The following is a 17,123-nucleotide window of genomic DNA, read 5'->3' as shown; positions in this document are numbered from 1 at the left end:
TAAATAACCCGGCTTTCAAGTGCTACACGGCAGTTTCTACTTTTGAAAATCGTAGACGCTACCCAGCTTCAAGATTTGCGTTAACTCATCAAGTGCAGCGAAACATTCTTCCATTAGTGCCACATCACCCAAATCTTCAGGGCGCACACGGTCCCGGTAATGCCTGCTTGCCCAATCCCTTAGTGTTGCAACCAGATCATCATTGAGCAAGCAATTCGCCCCCATCGCTGTGCGGTCAGCTTCTGACGTAACAACCCGCAAGCGTAAGCATGCCGGGCCACCACCATTACGCATACTTTGCCGAACATCTAAAAAGTCCGCTGCACCTATTGGCCCATTGGAAGCAAGCAAGCCATCAATGTATGCTTTTGTGCTAGGCGTCTCAGCTACTTCGATCGGTAAAATAAGACGCATACGATCGTCATCAGGCGGTGATATCAACTGACTATTGAACAAGTACGAAGAAACAGCATCGCACAATGGCACAGCACCTTCAGGCACTTCAACAAATTGATAATCAATATCCGGCGCAGCCGCACGCAGCATATTCTGCATGGCAGATGGATCTTCAAACGCTTTTTCATGGTAGAAAAATACATTCTTGTTTGACACTGCGACCACATCGTTATGAAACGCGCCAGCATTAATTGCCTCAGGGTTCTGGCGGATAAACACTGTTTTATCACCAGGTGTGCCATGCTGACGCGCAATCGCTTCACTTGCTTCAAGTGTTTGGCGGCCAGGGTACGTTAAGTCTTTCGCACCATCGAATGCACTACGGCCATAAACATAAAGTGCGACACCTGTGTCACCGTAACCACTACAAAACCGGTTATGGTTGGCCGCACCTTCATCACCCATATGCGTTCCACCGGGTAATCCAGGGTGATGTGCAAAACGATCACCTTCAGGGAAGATTGCCTTCAAAACACGGCCTGTGGTCTCATGCTCGATGGAGCGATGATACATCGCCGCCAAATTCGCAGGCGTGAAATGCATACGGCCATCTTTTGTGTCCGGTGACGGCGAAACAGTAGACGCATTTGCAGTCCACATAGTCGCAGAGGACATTAAGTTCCTTACAAGTGCAGGGCTGCCTGTCCATGCAGCGGTCAACATTTCGGCGTCGCTGCCTGTGAACCCGAGCGAGCGCAGCGTAGACAAATGTGGCCTGTCATGTGGTGGCAAAACGCCTTGTGTCATACCAAGGCTGCGCAGATGCTGCGCTTTATCAAGGCCCTGCAAAACACCTTCGCGTGGGTTTGCGATAAGGCCTTCATTTTTAGCAGACGCAACATTACCGTACGAAAGGCCGGCATAGTTATGCGTTGGGCCCACAATACCGTCAAAATTAACTTCTAGCCAATTCATGATGCATCTCCTGCGGCAGTAATGCCTTGCGGCGTAGCGGGCGCTGCCACCTTACCTTCAGCCTGCTCCATTGTCGCAACAGCATAAGAACAATAGTCTGCAGCATAATACGCGCTTGGTCGGTGATTGCCCGACCAGCCAATGCCACCAAACGGCGCCGTTGACGCAGCACCTGTTAACTGCTGGTTCCAGTTAACAATACCTGCACGAGACCTTGGGTAGAAATAATCATATAGTGCACGGCTATCTGAAATCAGACCCGAAGCAAGTCCGTATTTAGTGTTATTGGCTTCCGCAATCGCAGCGTCAAAATCAGCGACACGGATAACCTGTAACATAGGACCAAATACTTCTTCGTCTTCACGGTCAGTAACTGCTGTTACGTCAATCAGACCTGCAGACAAGAACGCCTTTCCTTGCGGCAACCGTTCTACACGGCGCAGCACCTTGCCACCGGCAGCTTCAAGCTTATCCTGCGCTGCCAGAACATGTGTGGCAGCATGCCCGCTTATAACCGGTCCCATGAATGGAGCCGGGTCACTATCACCTGCACCAACAGTTATTCGGTCAATCAAGTTTGTTAATGTTTCAATGAATGCGTCACCTTCAGTGCCATCAGGCACAATCAAACGCCTCGCACATGTGCAACGTTGACCAGAACTAACATAAGCGGACAATACGGTCATCATTGCTGCGGCAGCGTGGTCTTCAGCTTCGTGAACAATCAGTGGGTTGTTTCCGCCCATTTCAAGCGCTTGAATAACATGCGGGCGATCAAGGAGTTGCCGCGCAATGGAAAATCCAGTGTTTGCACTTCCGGTAAATAGCAAACCATCGATCTCGTCGCACTCAACCAATGCCGCACCTGTATCGCGCGCACCTTGAACCAAATTCAGCACACCAGCCGGTAGGCCAGCCTGTTCCCATAGCTTAACCATCATCTCAGCAACGGCTGGTACCAGTTCGCTAGGTTTGAAAACAATCGTGTTGCCAGCGATCAACGCAGGAACGATGTGGCCATTAGGCAGATGTCCCGGGAAATTATATGGTCCAAACACTGCCATAACGCCGTGAGGACGATGCGATAGTTTTGACCGCACAGCGCCGTTGACTGCTTCGCGCGTTCCTGTTCGATCCTCATAGGCCTTCAGTGAAATACCAATCTTGTTGGCCATCGCTGTTGCTTCACCGGTGGCATCCCATAAGGCTTTGCCTGCTTCTGCTGTAATAAGTGCCGCAAGCGCTGCTTTGTTTTCAGCGACGAGTTCGCTATAGCGCTGAATAATCTGCATACGCTCTTCAAGCGTGGTCATTGACCATGTTGAAAAAGCATTTCGTGCAGCTGCACCAGCGGCCATCACATCACCGCGAGAAGCACTGTTACCAGTCCAGACAACATCATCATTTGCCGGATTGAACGATTGAAAGACCTCACCGGAACCAGCTTGCCATATTCCATCTATATAATGTGTCATGACTTCACTCCCCAGCGGCTTTTGCCGCCTCCGCCAAGCTCAAGGTCGACATAAAGGATATCGTCACCCACCTTTGTTTCCAGCGCCTTGGCTGCTGTTTCTGGCAACCACAACCCTGTTCCCGCTTCAACCACATTTGTTACGGTAACACGGAACGTATCTAACGACGGATTAGCAGCAAGATGCTGATGCTGATCAGTCCCGCCCTCAACCGTGCCGCCAAGAACGCCTGTTTTACTAGAACGTACGGTTGTTATCGTATCAATAGGTGCATCAAGTAGAGGCCCTGCATCAAAAATATCAACAGCACCGGAAAAACGAAAACCTTCTTTCTCCAATAACCGCGCTGCAGGAACAGCGCCGTCATTCGGGCGCGAGATCACTGCTTTGGCTGCATCGGGCAAAAGCGCGGTATAAATTGGGGATTTGGGCATCAAGTCCGCAATAAACTGGCTATTGCCCTGTCCGTTAATATCATCTGCCTCATGAAAAGGTATCTGGAAGAAGTGGCGACCGATAGCATCCCAAAATGGTGAGTTATGATCATCATCAACCCAACCACGAATCTCGGCCACTGCTTTCTCGGGGAACCGTTCCCGGTGTGCAGCCATCAACAAATAGCGCGACTTGGCCAATAACTTACCAAGTTTGGCATTTTTATACTCTTCAGTACGGTAGTCAGGACTGAGAAACAGTGTTGCAACCTCGGCAGCGCCGACAAAATCGTTCGATAGCTGCAACAATTCAGTATCAACGCGTACAGGTGGGTCTACGCTTTCTTGCGTGTGATGCAATATACGATAGCTGTAAAATGGCTTATCAAGACCAATACCAACGATGATGGCACTAGTGCCTGCAATCGCTCCGGTTTTCATGTCTTCCAGCAACAATAGATAACTGGTTTTCTGTCCAAAATCAGCGGCGCCCGAAAAGGCAGAAACTGAATCTTCCAATTTGTCTTTAAGCTGCTCCCGTGATTTCGGGAACGTTGTCATACCAAATGCTTTTTTCTCTGCAAGCTCAACGAGCGCGTCAAGATCATTCAGTCGTGCTGGTCGCACTACAAACATGGGAATGTCCTTCTTTTGTATTCCGGGCAACTGAAGGGCCCCGGTCGCCTGCGGCTTATCTTTAAAGCCTGAGGTCTGGCATAGCGCCTGCTATGCCGCCGTATTTGATTTCGCAGCGAGCACATCATCAAGTGCCCCGGCCGCAAAAGCCAAAAGAATCAGCGCTGATAGTTTGGCGCGCTCAGTGAAACTGTCAACCATAACAAACTCATTAGCTGAATGAATAAGGCCGCCACGCACACCAAGTGTGTCAACATTAGGCAAACCAGCCGCAGCAAGGTTGTTACCTTCGCAGCATCCTCCCGTTGCAACGTACGATACATTTAACCCAAGCTCAGCGCCGCATGCAGCAATTGCATCCATTAACTTCTGGTTAGCTGGTGATATTGCTTTGGGCGGGCGGTTAATGCCTCCGTGTAGTGCAACACTAAAGCCATCCCGCGTATTAAAGTCTGCAACTATTTTATCAAGTTGCGCCTCGAACCAACCAGCATCCTCTGGTTCTTCCAGTCGCACATTAAACCGGCAAACGGCCGTGTCTGGCACCACATTTGGCGCCACACCGCCAGTTACAACTGCAGGGTTGACTGTCAGACCCGGTTTGCCATTCGTGAGAGCAGCCAAAGCAGCGATAATTTCTGAAAGCAAAACCACCGCATTACGGCCCTCAAAAAACTCACGCCCGGCATGAGCTGCCTTACCTTTGACAACCATGGAATAGTTACCGCTACCTTTACGCGCGCCAGCCAAGGTACCATCTGCAAGCGCTGGCTCATACGTAAGGCCGATATCGGCTGCTTTAGCACGTTCAGTTAAAACGTTACGCGATTCCAAAGACCCGGTTTCCTCATCCGGTGACAAGATGACTTCCCAGCCAACAGAGCCTGCGTTTGGTGAAGCCTCAAAAGCCTTCAGTGCTTCAAGCATGACGAGGATGCCACCTTTCATGTCAGCAACACCCGGGCCATTGATTGTGTTTTCATCCTGCCACACAGGTTCCTGAAAAGGGTGGTCTGTGGCAAAAACCGTATCGAAATGCCCTGTCATTAAAACGCGGCGGTTCGCATCAGGACGCTTAAACAAACGCAAACAACGACCGTTTGGCATAACTTCAACATCACCGGCATTGGTAACAATTTCACCGTCTGGCAAATCAATGATTTCTACTTCTGGGTCAAGTACAGCAAATGCATCCAGAATAATCTGCTCCATACGAGCAAGACCACCCATATTGCGGCTACCACTATTTACTCTCGACCATGCGATCACGGTATCGATCATGGCTTGGTGTTGTCCGTCAATTGCCGCAAGCAGTGGCGCGATAGACGGATCGTTTGCAAGTAAAGATGGTATCGGCTTCATGGGTATTCCCAGTATATAATGATTTAATTTTGAATGCTGTACTCGCTGCACAGATCAAGTCAATTCTTATATGGTTTTTTTCGTCGCCAAAGATCAACTCAAGTGATTCGATTAGCAAATTATTACTATAACGAAAGTTATAGACTCATGGTTATATGAATATAACATTAGTTCCGCTAACACTTGTAAATCTGCCAAAAAAAGACCATTTCTTTGCTTGCGGCGAACGGTTAATCTCATGTATTTAGCTGAGATAAACGGTTTGTCCCTTAGGACTCACTATTTGTCTCATATGCAAACGAAAGGAGCATGTCACTGAACTATGATCATAAACAGAGGTAAATAAAAATGAACTTTCCAGCCTGAAAAAGAGCCAAAAGGCCACGGGCAAAATCAGCGAGGATAAAATGAAAGCTCTTATACTAGACGGCGAAGAACTGTTCCGCCTTTCAATGCGGGAAGTAATATTGGTCGCCGCTAAGATCGATACAATTATTGAAGCAGGAAGCGAAACCGACTTCCTTGCAAAGATGGCAACACACGATGACATTGATCTGGTTGTGCTGCATCCAGCATCACTCAACCCCACCGATCCACATAGCGCGATCCAGGAAGGCAAAAACTGCCTGAAGATACTACAGAAGCTGTATCCTAATATTGCTGTAGTAATCATTACTGAGAGTGCGCACGATTCAGATGAGATTTGGTCAGGTACAACAACAGTAACGCGTAGCAGTAGCGTTACAATGATGGTCAACAACATTCGCCGCGCCATGCGCCTGCCTGTTGAAACCAGCAATGCGTTCAACACAGTTGCAACACCAGAGATTCGCTCGATCGCAGGCATTACCGGCCGGTCTTTCGACGATCATGCAAACGGTGAAGTTAAAAATGGTTATGTAGATCTGGACAGGCTTTCCTTCAGACAGCGCCAGATACTGGCTATGGCAGCTGACGGCTTGCCTAATAAAGAGATTGCGGCGCGCCTGACAATCGCAGAAGGCACCGTGAAAGCACATATGCATGCTATCTTTAAGGTTCTGGATGTGTCTAACCGTACACAAGCAGTTATCAAGTTTGGCGCTGTGCAAGCCAAACCCTTGCAGGCAGGACATTATACTGCGCTCTAGCGCGACCCCTTCGCTGATGGCGTTTAAAGGCTGCGACAATACAGTTGTCGCAGCCTTTAATTTGTCCGGCACTAAACACTAATTCGCATACAGCCTTCAACAATTGCCTGATGACATTATCAGTTTGCCTGTTGACTTTTCTTGTTTGTTAAATATATAACCATTTGGTTATGAATGAACAAAACCTAGATCTAGTCTTTGGCGCACTTTCTGATGCAACACGGCGCGGCATGCTCGCGCAGCTGTCTCAAGGTGAAGCCAACATCACCGCGCTGGCCGCACCCTATGACATGTCACAGCCTGCCATATCAAAGCACCTACGTGTGCTTGAACGCGCAGGATTGATTGAGCGCATTAAGCGCGGCCGCGAACATTATATTAAGGCCAATGCTGGCCCTGCGGAACAAGCTGGTGGGTGGATTACTTATTACGCACAGTTTTGGCGACAGCAATTCGATGCCGTGGAAGCATATCTGCAAGAACATGCAGAAAAGAAAACACCCGAGGGCAAAGTATAGAGAGAGGACCACCAATGACGACGCAAACAGATTATGACGGCAATGGCACGTTGGTAGTAACACGCACATACGATGCACCAATAGAAGCAGTTTTTGATGCGTGGGTGCAAACCAGCAAGGTGCAGCAATGGTTTGGCTGCGCAGATACAACCAATGTTAATTCAACCATCGAGCCCAAGGTTGGTGGTAGTTACACCCATGAAATGACCATCCGCGACGAACATGTTGTACCAGGCGTTGCCTACTTTACAGAATATGATCCACCGTATGTACTGGCGTACTCACCGCCGCGTCCTGACGAAATGCCTGAAGGCGCTGGTTTTGACATGGGTGTTCGGGTTGAGTTCACCGCGCTCAGTTACAATAAAACTGAAATCAAACTCACACACACCGGCATTCCGCACGAATTCAGTACGTTCATTATCGATGGTTGGGGCGCTGCATTCGGCAAACTCTACCGGTTTTTGGTGACAGAGGCTCACGCCGCATAACAAAGAATATAGTCTTTCAAATCAGCGAGAGAGAACAGCTGTGTCTGCAAAAAAGAAACTGGCGAAAGCAAAGAATTTTGTGACAGACACGGCTGTTCTTGCTGCCTACAAAAAGATGATTGACGGCGTGCCTGAGGTAGAATGGAAAGGTGCCACTCGTCCTTATACTTCTTGGCAAGGCAATATGTTTTCCCACATCAACCGCGACAATATCATTGGCCTACGATTATCAAAAACCGACCTGAAGATATTTATGGAAGAATACGATGCGGGCTTGTTCGAGGGCTACCCTGGTTTCTTCCAGAAAGAATATGTCGCAATGCCACCCGCCATATACGACAATGTGCGCATTATGCGAAAGTGGTTCCGAAAAGCATTTGCAAACGTTAGTGCATTAAAGCCAAAACCGACAAACAAACCGAAAAAATAGAGCTATTTCTGCGAGAGGCGTGCCATACGCTTTTCATGTCGTTCTTCATAAATTTTCTTGAACATTGGTGCAATAATCGATGTGAAAATGCCAGCATCCACATCAAGCGTATCTGTATAACGACATGTTTCCTGACCTGTCGGAACAACCTCTAACCGGTGGCGATAGCATTTCACAAACCCGCCGTGTTCTTCACTTTCGAGGATATAATTTTCGCTATCCAAACGGACAACTTTCATTGTCCATTTCCCCATGGGCAGCCACCCCCATCTTTTAAGCTTAACAACAATCACCTGCCCTTCATATACAGGTTCGGTTGGCAAGCCTTCATACGTCACAGCACCTTTCATCGAGTCTGCAAGTGCCGTAGGATCAAGAATGTCTGCCCACAGAGTATCAATGTTGACGGGATACTCTCGCGTAATCTTATGTGGCTTACTCATAGGTATTTCACTGCTACTCGGTTACAAAATCACCAATTTTAGCTCTATGATAGCGGCTACAAATCGCCAGCCAAACGTTTCAGCACACCGGAGAAATCAACACCGCCATGACCCGCGTCGTTCATCTCGGCATAAATATCAGCAGCATGCTTGCCAAGCGGTGAGTTTGCATCGACAGACGCAACTGCTTCCATTGCCAAGCCCAAATCTTTATGCATCAACGCGGTTGCAAAACCCGGCTGGTAATCATTGTTTGCAGGCGATGTAGGCACAGGCCCTGGCACCGGGCAGTAGCTTGTCAGTGACCAGCACTGACCAGACGCATTGGCTGCTACATCATAAAATGTCTGGTCATCAAGGCCTAGTTTCCGTCCAAGGTTAAACGCTTCAGACACACCAATCATAGAGATCGCAAGCAACATGTTGTTACAAATTTTTGCCGCCTGACCATTGCCGCTATCCCCGCAGTGCACAATCTTGGCGCCCATCGGGTCAAGTATTGGCTCAGCGGCAGCAAATGCATCGGCTGTACCCCCAACCATAAAGGCGAGCGTGCCTGCTGCAGCACCGCCAACACCGCCAGACACAGGCGCATCAACCATAGAGAAACCCTTTGCTGTTGCTTCAGCCGACACCTTACGCGCCGTTGCAACATCAATTGTAGAGCTGTCAATCATCAGTGTACCTGCCGCGGCCGCTTTAAATACATCTGCGTAAACCACTTCAACAATCTTGCCTGACGGCAGCATGGAAACCACAACATCAGCACCTGTAACGGCATCGGCAACACTATCAAACGCAGCGCCGCCAGCACCTTCAAGCGCACCGCGCGCATCTGAACTGAGGTCAAACCCGCGCACAGAATGGTTCGCGCCGATAAGGTTTTTCGCCATTGGCAAACCCATGTTGCCAAGTCCGATAAATGCAATTGTTGTCATCGAAGTTCTCCCAAAATACTCAAAAGTGCTAGAGCGCAAGCTCTTGGCTGCCTAAATTGTCGAAATGTGCGTCAATATCACTGTCTTTAACATCGTCCAATGTCGCAGGGCTCCATACCGGCGTATTGTCTTTGTCGATCAGAATGGCGCGTACACCTTCAAAAAAGTCATTGCCCTTCATTACGTTGCACACGGCACGAAATTCCATCCGCATGTTATCGCGAAAGTTTTCCATCGCGCCGCCACGTTTTAGCTGCGCAAACGTTAGCTTAAGGCTGGTCGGCGACTTACTGTTCAGGATAGACAATTGTTTTTGCGCCCACTCACCGTTATCAGCCGCTAGTGAGGACATAATTTCCTCAATCGTTACGCCGTCGAAATGATCGTCGATATCATCAAAATTACCCGCAAGTTTTGCTGGTGCAGGGTCATTGTGGAACTGCGCAAGAACGTCAGCCGCATCTGCATTATCCTTTATCTCAGCTGCAGCTAAAGCCGTAATAACGTTATCCACTTTATCCGAAGCAATCACATGACTAGCGATACCGAGTGCATAAAGGTCATCTGCTTTTACACGTCCACCAGTCAGTGCCAGATACATACCTGTTTCACCAGGGAGGCGCGGCAAGAACCAACCACCACCCACATCAGGGAACAGGCCAAGGCCAGTTTCAGGCATAGCAAAAAGCGTTTTTTCAGTCGCGACCCAGAAATCACCAGGGATAGAAACCCCAACACCGCCGCCCATGGTGATGCCATCAACCAGTGCGATGTATGGTTTTGGGAATTCGTCAATCGCCACATTCATGCGGTATTCCTCATGGAAGAACCCGCGCCATTCATCAGTGCCAGCCTTATATGATTTGGCAACCTTCACCACGTCACCGCCTGCACAAAATGCCTTATCACCAGCACCGACAACAACAACAGCATGTACAGCAGGCGTTACGGCCCACAGATCAAGCTGCCGCTTAATCTCAACGCACATGTTTTCTGTCAGGCTATTGAGCGCGCGCGGGCGGTTCAGTGTAATCAGGCCGATGTTACCGCGTTCTTCAAACAATACTTCTGGTTCTGCAGCTTCTGTATTTGTCATGGTTTAATCTTTCAACAGATCGCGGGCGATAACCACACGCATGATCTCATTTGTACCTTCAAGAATTTGGTGTACGCGCAGGTCACGCAAAATCCGTTCAATCGGGTAATCCTGCAAATAGCCATAGCCGCCGTGCAGTTGCAGTGCCGCGTTAGTGACATCAAAGCCCGTGTCTGTTGCAAGGCGCTTTGCCATTGCTGCAGCAGCGGCCGCGTCAGGCGCGCCCTTACTCACTTTATCTGCTGCCGCATAGATCAACAAACGCGCAGCTTCCAGTTCCGTTGCCATATCGGCAAGCTTGAATTGTGTTGCCTGAAAATCAGAAATGGACTTACCAAATTGCTTACGATCCTTGGTGTAAGTGATCGCTTCATCCAGCGCACGCTGTGCACCACCAATGGAACATGCACCGATGTTAAGGCGGCCACCATCAAGTCCCATCATAGCAATTTTGAAACCCTGCCCTCCAGCACCCACAAGATTGGATGCAGGAATACGGCAATCATCAAACATAACGGCGCAGGTAGGTTGGCTGTGCCAACCAAGCTTCTTTTCCTGTGCGCCGAAAGACAAGCCCAGCGTACCTTTTTCAACGATGAAGCAGCTAATACCACGCGCGCCGTCATCAGAGGTGCGCGCCATCACCACATAAACATCAGAAGTGCCACCACCAGAAATAAACGCCTTGGCGCCGTTAAGTACATAGTCATCGCCGTCACGCACTGCTTTGGTTTTAAGGCCTGCAGCGTCAGACCCTGCCCCCGGTTCTGTCAGGCAATAGCTTGCCATTTTATCAAGTGTTGCCAAATCACCCACAAAACGGCCTCGTTGCTCATCGTTACCGAACTTGTCGATCATCCACGCTGCCATATTGTGGATAGATATCATTGCCGCGGTTGATGGACACCCCTGAGCCAATTGTTCAAAGATAAGCACGCTTTCAACGCGGCTAAGACCGCAACCGCCCGCTTCTTCCGAGACATAGATACTGCCAAAGCCCAAATCACCGGCTGCTTTTGCAACCTCTGAAGGCCAAATCTTTTCCTCGTCCCATTTTTCCGCGTGCGGCGTGATCATATCCGCCGTGAAAGAACGCGCCATATCCTGAATAGCGCGCTGGTCTTCATTAAGTGAGAAATCCACGAACCGTTCCCTAACCCATATTATAATTCAGACGACTTGTGTTTCAGGCGCTCGGCAATCACCAAGCGCCTATTATTTATCCGGTTAAGCCGGAGTGTATAGACCTAGTCCAGTTTGTTACCGTTGATATCCCAAACCTCAACAGAACCTAAACCAAGTGAGCGCACTTTGTCTTCAATCTCGGCACGATCACCAACGATAACCCACGTCAGTTTTGTTGGATCAATGCCAGCTTGCGCTTGTGCTTGAACATCCCCAATCGTTAGCCCCTCGTAGCGACCTTTGAGGTTCGGCACATAATCATTGCCGCGCCCAAATCTATCGTTTGACAATAAGCTGCCCAGCACAGAATTTGCCGTTTCAAATTGCCCCGGAAGGCTGCTGATACGGTTGCGCACGATACGGTCCAATTCCTGCTGAGTTGCAGGGTTGTCACCAATGAAACCTGAAATTTCGCGGTTCAGCTCCGCGAGAGATTCCATAGTTTTGTCAGTTTGAACCGGAGCGTAAGCAAGCCACATGCGCTGACCGCGGGCATCTGTTGTGAAAGTGAATGCACCGTAAGCCCAGCCTTTGTCTTCACGCAGGTTCATGTTTACACGCGACGTAAATTCACCACCCAATATGTCCGTTGCCATCTCATCAGCAAGATAGGCATCAGCACCTGTTGACGGGAACAAGTGCCCGGCAAGAATAAGCGACTGCGGCGAACCTGGCTTGTCCATGATGATCACACGGCCTTGCTCTGGCAGTGATGCCTCGGCAATATTTTTGGTTGGCACTGTTGATGACGGCGCTTGCCAGTCACCAAATGCTGTTTCCAGTGAAGCCATTGCTTCATCCAGCGTGATATCACCAACCATAAAGATGGTCGCGTTATCAGGCCTGATCCAGTCATTATGGAACTTGGTCAGGTCATCACGTGTCATGCCTTCAATGGCAGCGACCGTGCCTGACCCCGTCAGAGGCACACTATATGAATGGCCATCACCGTATAGCAGTGGCGGCAATGTGCGCAGCGCAAGCTGAACAGGTTGTGCTTTCTCTTGAGCGATAGTCTGTACCCACCTGCTTTTCAATCGATCAATCTCATCCTGAGCAAATGCCGGATTACGAACAACATCGGCGGCAAGCGCCAGTGACGCATCAAGGTTTGGCTTAAGCGCAGACAAGTTCACTGTGCTCATGTCAAGATTTGAACCGGTTGAAAGGTTAGCACCCAAGCGCTCTGTTTCTGCTGCAATTTCAAGTGCTGTTTTGCTTGCCGTCCCCTCATCCAGCATGGCCAGTGCGAAACTTGCCGTGCCAAGCGGGCGACCTGCATCTGCAGCATAACCTGCATCAAACTGAAGCGCGGTTGAAACAACAGGTACAGTTGGACGATTTGCCACAACCACCTTCATGCCGTTAGCAAGCGTGCCTTCTTCAATCGCAGGGAAAGTGAGGTCAGGCAAACTACCCACTTGCGGTATACCTGTGCTACGATCAACCGTTGATGTTGTTGTTTGGTATTTAGGATACGGGCGCACAGTAAGCTGGTAGTAGCCCTGCTCCAGCCAGTTATTTGCAGCAGCCTGGATATCATCTGCAGGCGCATTATTTATCCAGTCAATTGATTTCGCGTAATGGCCAGCATCACCTGCATACAGCTCTGCCTGCGCAAGAGCTGTTGCCTTGCCACCAAAACCACCAATTTGTTCTATACCACGCACTTGGCTCGCAATAATGCCTGTTTTGGCGCGCTGTAGCTCGTCAACAGTTGGCCCTTCTGCCAAAAATTCTGCCATAACCAAGTTGACCAATTCTTCCACTTTGGCTTCATCAACGCCCGGCTGCAATGTCACTTCAACATTGAACAGACTTGCCAACTCGAACGGCTGCATTTGAACAGTCACATTCACTGCAAGCGGATTTTGGTAAACAAGTGCCTGATACATGCGTGAGTTTTTACCGCCGCCAAGAACTTCTGCTGCAACATTCAACATCGCTGCGTCATATGTTGTGCGCGGTGCCACCGCCCAACTGCGGTACAAGCGAACTTGCGGCGCAGATTGGTCAACCATATCTTCAACAGTGTTGCTCGTGCGTGTTGGCACCCACGCCTTATGACGTGTGAGTGCAGGCCCGGCATCAATATCACCGAAGTATTTTTCCATTAACGGCTTAGCCGTTTCAGCGTCAATGTCGCCAGCAAGCACAATCACTGTGTTTGCGGCGCCGTAATATTGACGGAACCAGTTTTTCACATCTTCAAGTGATGCGTTCGAGAGGTCTTCCATCGAACCAATAGTTGAGTGACGGTATGGATGCCCGACAGGGAACAAGCCTTCAAGTTGGCTATATTCAACCATGCCGTATGGTGCGTTATCGCCTTGGCGTTTCTCGTTTTGTACAACACCGATCTGGTTATCCAGTTTTTCCTGTGTCACGGCACCAAGCAAATGGCCCATACGATCCGATTCCATCCACAGCGCCATATCAAGCGCAGGTGTTGGTACGTTGGCGAAATAGTTTGTACGGTCAAACCATGTAGTACCGTTCAGGTTAGTAGCGCCAACAGCTTCAAACGGGCCAAAGAACTCATCGTCGTAGTTTTCAGAACCATTGAACATCAGGTGTTCAAACAGATGTGCAAAACCTGTTTTACCTTCAGGCTCATCCTTAGAGCCAACATGGTACCAAACACTGACAGCAACAACTGGCGCTTTGCGGTCTTCGTGGACAACTACGCGCAAGCCGTTATCCAGCGTGAACTTCTCAAACGGCACATGCACTTCGATATCAAGGCCAGTTTCAGCTTCCGGCTCTATATTACCTTCTTCGCTTACCTGCACATCACATGCTGAAAGTGCAGCGAACGCTGCAATACCGGCTACATAATTTCTAATTTTCATACGATCCTCTCCTCACTGACCGGTGTGGTCGTTCACACCGCATATTATCCGGCCTCTGCCCCGTAAAGTTGCCCCTTCACTTTTTGCAAGCCAGATCATTAATAGCTATTGAACCCGCCACCGTATCGGCAGCAGGTTCAATAAAAACACTTTAACTGTTTAATGTCGGAATGACAAACTCTGCACCAGAGCGAATACCGGTTGGCCAGCGCGACGTAACTGTTTTGGTTTTAGTATAAAAACGCATGCCTTCCATACCGTGTTGGTTAATGTCTCCAAACGCAGAACTTTTCCATCCACCAAATGTATGGAACGCAAGTGGCACAGGGATCGGCACATTAATACCAACCATGCCAACTTCAACACGGTTAGCGTATTCGCGCGCCGTGTCACCGTCACGTGTGAAGATTGTTGTACCGTTACCAAACTCATGAACTGTCGGTAGCTCTGCTGCTTCGTCAAAGCTTTTTGTACGGATAATTTGCAGCGTTGGGCCAAATATCTCTTCTTTGTATGTACGCATGTCTGGCGTGACATTGTCATATAGTGAACCACCGAGATAATATCCGTTTTCAAAGCCGGGCTGGTCGTTTTTAAAGTTACGACCGTCCACAACAATAGTTGCACCTTCTTGCTCAGCAAGGTCAAGATAGCCTGACACTTTCGCCATATGGTCAGCGGTAACCAGTGGACCCATTTCAGCTTCTGGATCCATTGAGTGACCAATTTTAAGTGCCTCAACACGTGGCTTCAACATTTCAACTAGTTTGTCAGCCACTTCATCACCAACACACACAGCCACAGAGATCGCCATGCAGCGCTCTCCAGCAGAGCCGTATGCAGCACCGATAAGTGCATCAGCAACCTGGTTGAGATCAGCATCAGGCATAATAACCATGTGGTTCTTCGCGCCGCCCATCGCCTGACAACGCTTTCCGTTTGCTGTTGATGTTGCATAAACATACTGCGCGATCGGCGTTGACCCTACGAAGGATACAGCTTTCACACGTGGGTCTGTGCATACTGTGTCTACGGCTTCCTTATCACCGTTGATCACGTTAAACACACCGTCCGGCAAGCCAGCTTCTTTCCAACATGCTGCAAACATTAGCGGTACTGTTGGATCTTTTTCAGATGGCTTCAACACATATGTATTACCGCACGCAATCGCCATGCAGCTCATCCACAGCGGGATCATTGCTGGGAAATTGAACGGCGTGATCCCGGCAACAACACCGAGCGGTTTGCGCATAGAATACATATCAATGCCGCCACCAACATTGTCTGAATATTCGCCTTTAAGAAGATGCGGGATACCTTGTGCAAATTCTGCAACTTCAAGGCCGCGTTGCACATCACCTTGCGCATCGGAAAATACCTTGCCGTGCTCGCTTGATAACGCTTCAGCAAGTGCATCTTTTTCACGGTAAAGAATCTGCACAAGGTTCTGCAACACCCGCGCACGCTTAACGACTGATGTGCCAGACCATGCCGGAAACGCAGCTTCTGCAGCAGCAATGGCGCTTTCAACTTCAGCCTTGCTCGCCAGCGCAACCTTGCCTTGCTGTTCGCCTTTTGAAGGGTTGAAGATAGGCCCAAACCGACCTGATGTGCCTTCAACGTCTTTGCCTGCGATATAATGATGGCGTTCGTACATGTGCTTTCTCCGCGAAATGCACGCCTCGCCTGTATAGTCAGCAACACGTGCTTTGAATAATGTCTACCGGAAGAATCATTAACCCCCAGCGCTGACGCGGACCATACAACAAGCAATATTGCACGTCACTGAGAAGTATTGCATAGTTCTTTGTGCAAAAATGCACAAACGAAGAATGAGTAAAATATGTTCGATTGGAACGATCTCAGATACTTTTTAGAGTTGGCGCGTCGCGGCAAACTATCTGCGGCAGCCTTGCGCTTGGGCGTGGATCACACCACGGTTGCGCGCCGCATCGCTGCACTGGAACGCGAACTGGGTATCACATTATTTGATCGAACAAACAGAAGCTACCGCCTGACAGCTGATGGTCAGCGCCTGCTATCGCACGCAGAAACAATGGAACACGGCGCCGGTGACTTGATGGAAGCAATCACGCCCACAGTAACTGGCCCTAAAGGCACTGTGAGGCTAGCAACACCGGAAGCATTTGGCAGTCAGTTTCTTGCGCAGCAAGCCGGTAGCTTTCATAGCTACAACCCAGGCATTCAGCTGGAGCTTGTTGCTGAAACACGCATGATGTCGCTGACCAAGCGCGAGGCGGACGCAGCCATTAGCCTATCCAAAGTAGATCGTGGCCGCGTTGTATCAGAAAAAATTGGCGATTATCGTCTACGGCTATACGCAGCACCCAGCTACCTTCAACGCCACCCGCCAATTGTACGCACCGCAAACCTGAAAGATCACCAGTTTATCTGGTATGTCGATGACCTGCTACCACTGCCACAGCTGCAAATGCTGGACAAGAAGATTGGCGCACCTCATGTGGTATTTCGCACCACTAATGTTACCGGTCAGGCAAACGCAGCAGCCACAGGGTTGGGTCTCGCTCTGTTACCCTGCTTCGTAGGTGATATGATGCCTGTGCTTACGACCGTTTTGCCGCGAGAAATATCTGTGATTCGTGAACTATGGTTAACCGTTCACGCCGATATGGTACATGAGCCCCATATGGAACGCCTGATACAATTCCTGAAAACCGTTGTTGCATCAGAGCGCCGCACACTTGTTGGTGAGCGTTAGAGCACACCCCTTTACAACCTTG

Annotated in this window: 15 protein-coding genes; 5 read left to right on the top strand and 10 right to left on the bottom strand. The window is 49.5% G+C overall.

Annotated features, from left to right (window positions below; genetic code table 11):
* Positions 1-36: 36 nt before the first annotated feature.
* The 4 genes from astB to OEU88_RS07805 form a co-directional block, all read right to left on the bottom strand.
* Positions 37-1,371 carry an N-succinylarginine dihydrolase gene (gene astB / locus OEU88_RS07820; protein ID WP_262694591.1) on the bottom strand — a complete coding sequence of 445 codons (1,335 nt, stop codon included), beginning with the start codon at positions 1,369-1,371 and terminating at the stop codon, positions 37-39.
* Positions 1,368-2,846 carry a succinylglutamate-semialdehyde dehydrogenase gene (gene astD, locus OEU88_RS07815; protein ID WP_262694590.1) on the bottom strand — a complete coding sequence of 493 codons (1,479 nt, stop codon included), beginning with the start codon at positions 2,844-2,846 and terminating at the stop codon, positions 1,368-1,370. The genes astB and astD overlap by 4 nt, the downstream gene beginning before the upstream one ends.
* Positions 2,843-3,916: an arginine N-succinyltransferase gene (locus OEU88_RS07810; protein WP_262694589.1), complete on the bottom strand. Its 1,074-nt coding sequence runs from the start codon at positions 3,914-3,916 to the stop codon at positions 2,843-2,845. Before OEU88_RS07810 ends, astD begins: the two co-directional genes overlap by 4 nt.
* Before the next feature lie 90 nt (positions 3,917-4,006).
* The gene (locus OEU88_RS07805) at positions 4,007-5,278 is read right to left on the bottom strand and encodes a hydrolase (protein WP_262694588.1); all 1,272 of its coding nucleotides are present in this window, start codon (positions 5,276-5,278) and stop codon (positions 4,007-4,009) included.
* Positions 5,279-5,685: 407 nt separating this feature from the next.
* Between OEU88_RS07805 and OEU88_RS07800 the strand changes: the two genes are divergently transcribed.
* The 4 genes from OEU88_RS07800 to OEU88_RS07785 all read left to right on the top strand — a co-directional run bounded on the left by OEU88_RS07800 (position 5,686) and on the right by OEU88_RS07785 (position 7,847).
* Entirely contained in the window at positions 5,686-6,408 is a 723-nt protein-coding gene (locus OEU88_RS07800; RefSeq protein ID WP_262694587.1) for a response regulator transcription factor, read from the top strand.
* A gap of 170 nt (positions 6,409-6,578) precedes the next feature.
* Positions 6,579-6,926: an ArsR/SmtB family transcription factor gene (locus OEU88_RS07795; protein ID WP_262694586.1), complete on the top strand. Its 348-nt coding sequence runs from the start codon at positions 6,579-6,581 to the stop codon at positions 6,924-6,926.
* A 14-nt stretch (positions 6,927-6,940) separates the two neighbouring features.
* A complete protein-coding gene (locus OEU88_RS07790; RefSeq protein ID WP_262694585.1) occupies positions 6,941-7,417 on the top strand; it encodes an SRPBCC family protein in 477 nt (158 codons plus the stop codon).
* 40 nt (positions 7,418-7,457) lie between these two features.
* Complete coding sequence (locus OEU88_RS07785; protein ID WP_262694584.1) at positions 7,458-7,847, top strand: hypothetical protein; 390 nt, start codon at positions 7,458-7,460, stop codon at positions 7,845-7,847.
* Positions 7,848-7,849: 2 nt separating this feature from the next.
* Here OEU88_RS07785 and OEU88_RS07780 read toward each other — a convergent pair whose 3' ends face one another.
* The 6 genes from OEU88_RS07780 to OEU88_RS07755 form a co-directional block, all read right to left on the bottom strand.
* The gene (locus tag OEU88_RS07780) at positions 7,850-8,290 is read right to left on the bottom strand and encodes an SRPBCC family protein (RefSeq protein WP_262694583.1); all 441 of its coding nucleotides are present in this window, start codon (positions 8,288-8,290) and stop codon (positions 7,850-7,852) included.
* A gap of 56 nt (positions 8,291-8,346) precedes the next feature.
* Entirely contained in the window at positions 8,347-9,228 is an 882-nt protein-coding gene (gene mmsB, locus OEU88_RS07775; protein ID WP_262694582.1) for a 3-hydroxyisobutyrate dehydrogenase, read from the bottom strand.
* Between the two features lie 28 nt (positions 9,229-9,256).
* Complete coding sequence (locus OEU88_RS07770; protein WP_262694581.1) at positions 9,257-10,324, bottom strand: enoyl-CoA hydratase/isomerase family protein; 1,068 nt, start codon at positions 10,322-10,324, stop codon at positions 9,257-9,259.
* Positions 10,325-10,327: 3 nt separating this feature from the next.
* Positions 10,328-11,467, bottom strand: a complete 1,140-nt coding sequence (locus tag OEU88_RS07765) for an acyl-CoA dehydrogenase family protein (protein ID WP_262694580.1) — start codon at positions 11,465-11,467, stop codon at positions 10,328-10,330.
* Positions 11,468-11,571: 104 nt separating this feature from the next.
* Positions 11,572-14,361, bottom strand: coding sequence for a M16 family metallopeptidase (locus OEU88_RS07760; RefSeq protein ID WP_262694579.1), 2,790 nt, complete (start codon positions 14,359-14,361; stop codon positions 11,572-11,574).
* Positions 14,362-14,512: 151 nt separating this feature from the next.
* On the bottom strand, positions 14,513-16,018 hold the full coding sequence (locus OEU88_RS07755) for a CoA-acylating methylmalonate-semialdehyde dehydrogenase (protein WP_262694578.1): 1,506 nt from the start codon (positions 16,016-16,018) through the stop codon (positions 14,513-14,515).
* Between the two features lie 186 nt (positions 16,019-16,204).
* Here OEU88_RS07755 and OEU88_RS07750 point away from each other — a divergent pair, with 186 nt between their 5' ends.
* The gene (locus tag OEU88_RS07750) at positions 16,205-17,101 is read left to right on the top strand and encodes a LysR family transcriptional regulator (protein WP_262694577.1); all 897 of its coding nucleotides are present in this window, start codon (positions 16,205-16,207) and stop codon (positions 17,099-17,101) included.
* Positions 17,102-17,123: the final 22 nt, after the last annotated feature.

It is taken from the genome of Kordiimonas aquimaris (genome assembly GCF_025574485.1).
Taxonomy (GTDB): Bacteria; Pseudomonadota; Alphaproteobacteria; order Sphingomonadales; family Kordiimonadaceae; genus Kordiimonas; species Kordiimonas aquimaris.
The sequence above is the reverse complement of the archived record's forward strand: the minus strand, read 5'-3'. Positions and strand labels throughout refer to the sequence as shown.

What these genes read in the sequence shown, in the direction of transcription:
- astB (WP_262694591.1), bottom strand. Translation starts at nt 1,371, where the DNA reads ATGAATTGGCTAGAAGTTAATTTTGACGGTATTGTGGGCCCAACGCAT.
- astD (WP_262694590.1), bottom strand. Translation starts at nt 2,846, where the DNA reads ATGACACATTATATAGATGGAATATGGCAAGCTGGTTCCGGTGAGGTC.
- OEU88_RS07810 (WP_262694589.1), bottom strand. Translation starts at nt 3,916, where the DNA reads ATGTTTGTAGTGCGACCAGCACGACTGAATGATCTTGACGCGCTCGTT.
- OEU88_RS07805 (WP_262694588.1), bottom strand. Translation starts at nt 5,278, where the DNA reads ATGAAGCCGATACCATCTTTACTTGCAAACGATCCGTCTATCGCGCCA.
- OEU88_RS07800 (WP_262694587.1), top strand. Translation starts at nt 5,686, where the DNA reads ATGAAAGCTCTTATACTAGACGGCGAAGAACTGTTCCGCCTTTCAATG.
- OEU88_RS07795 (WP_262694586.1), top strand. Translation starts at nt 6,579, where the DNA reads ATGAATGAACAAAACCTAGATCTAGTCTTTGGCGCACTTTCTGATGCA.
- OEU88_RS07790 (WP_262694585.1), top strand. Translation starts at nt 6,941, where the DNA reads ATGACGACGCAAACAGATTATGACGGCAATGGCACGTTGGTAGTAACA.
- OEU88_RS07780 (WP_262694583.1), bottom strand. Translation starts at nt 8,290, where the DNA reads ATGAGTAAGCCACATAAGATTACGCGAGAGTATCCCGTCAACATTGAT.
- mmsB (WP_262694582.1), bottom strand. Translation starts at nt 9,228, where the DNA reads ATGACAACAATTGCATTTATCGGACTTGGCAACATGGGTTTGCCAATG.
- OEU88_RS07770 (WP_262694581.1), bottom strand. Translation starts at nt 10,324, where the DNA reads ATGACAAATACAGAAGCTGCAGAACCAGAAGTATTGTTTGAAGAACGC.
- OEU88_RS07760 (WP_262694579.1), bottom strand. Translation starts at nt 14,361, where the DNA reads ATGAAAATTAGAAATTATGTAGCCGGTATTGCAGCGTTCGCTGCACTT.
- OEU88_RS07755 (WP_262694578.1), bottom strand. Translation starts at nt 16,018, where the DNA reads ATGTACGAACGCCATCATTATATCGCAGGCAAAGACGTTGAAGGCACA.
- OEU88_RS07750 (WP_262694577.1), top strand. Translation starts at nt 16,205, where the DNA reads ATGTTCGATTGGAACGATCTCAGATACTTTTTAGAGTTGGCGCGTCGC.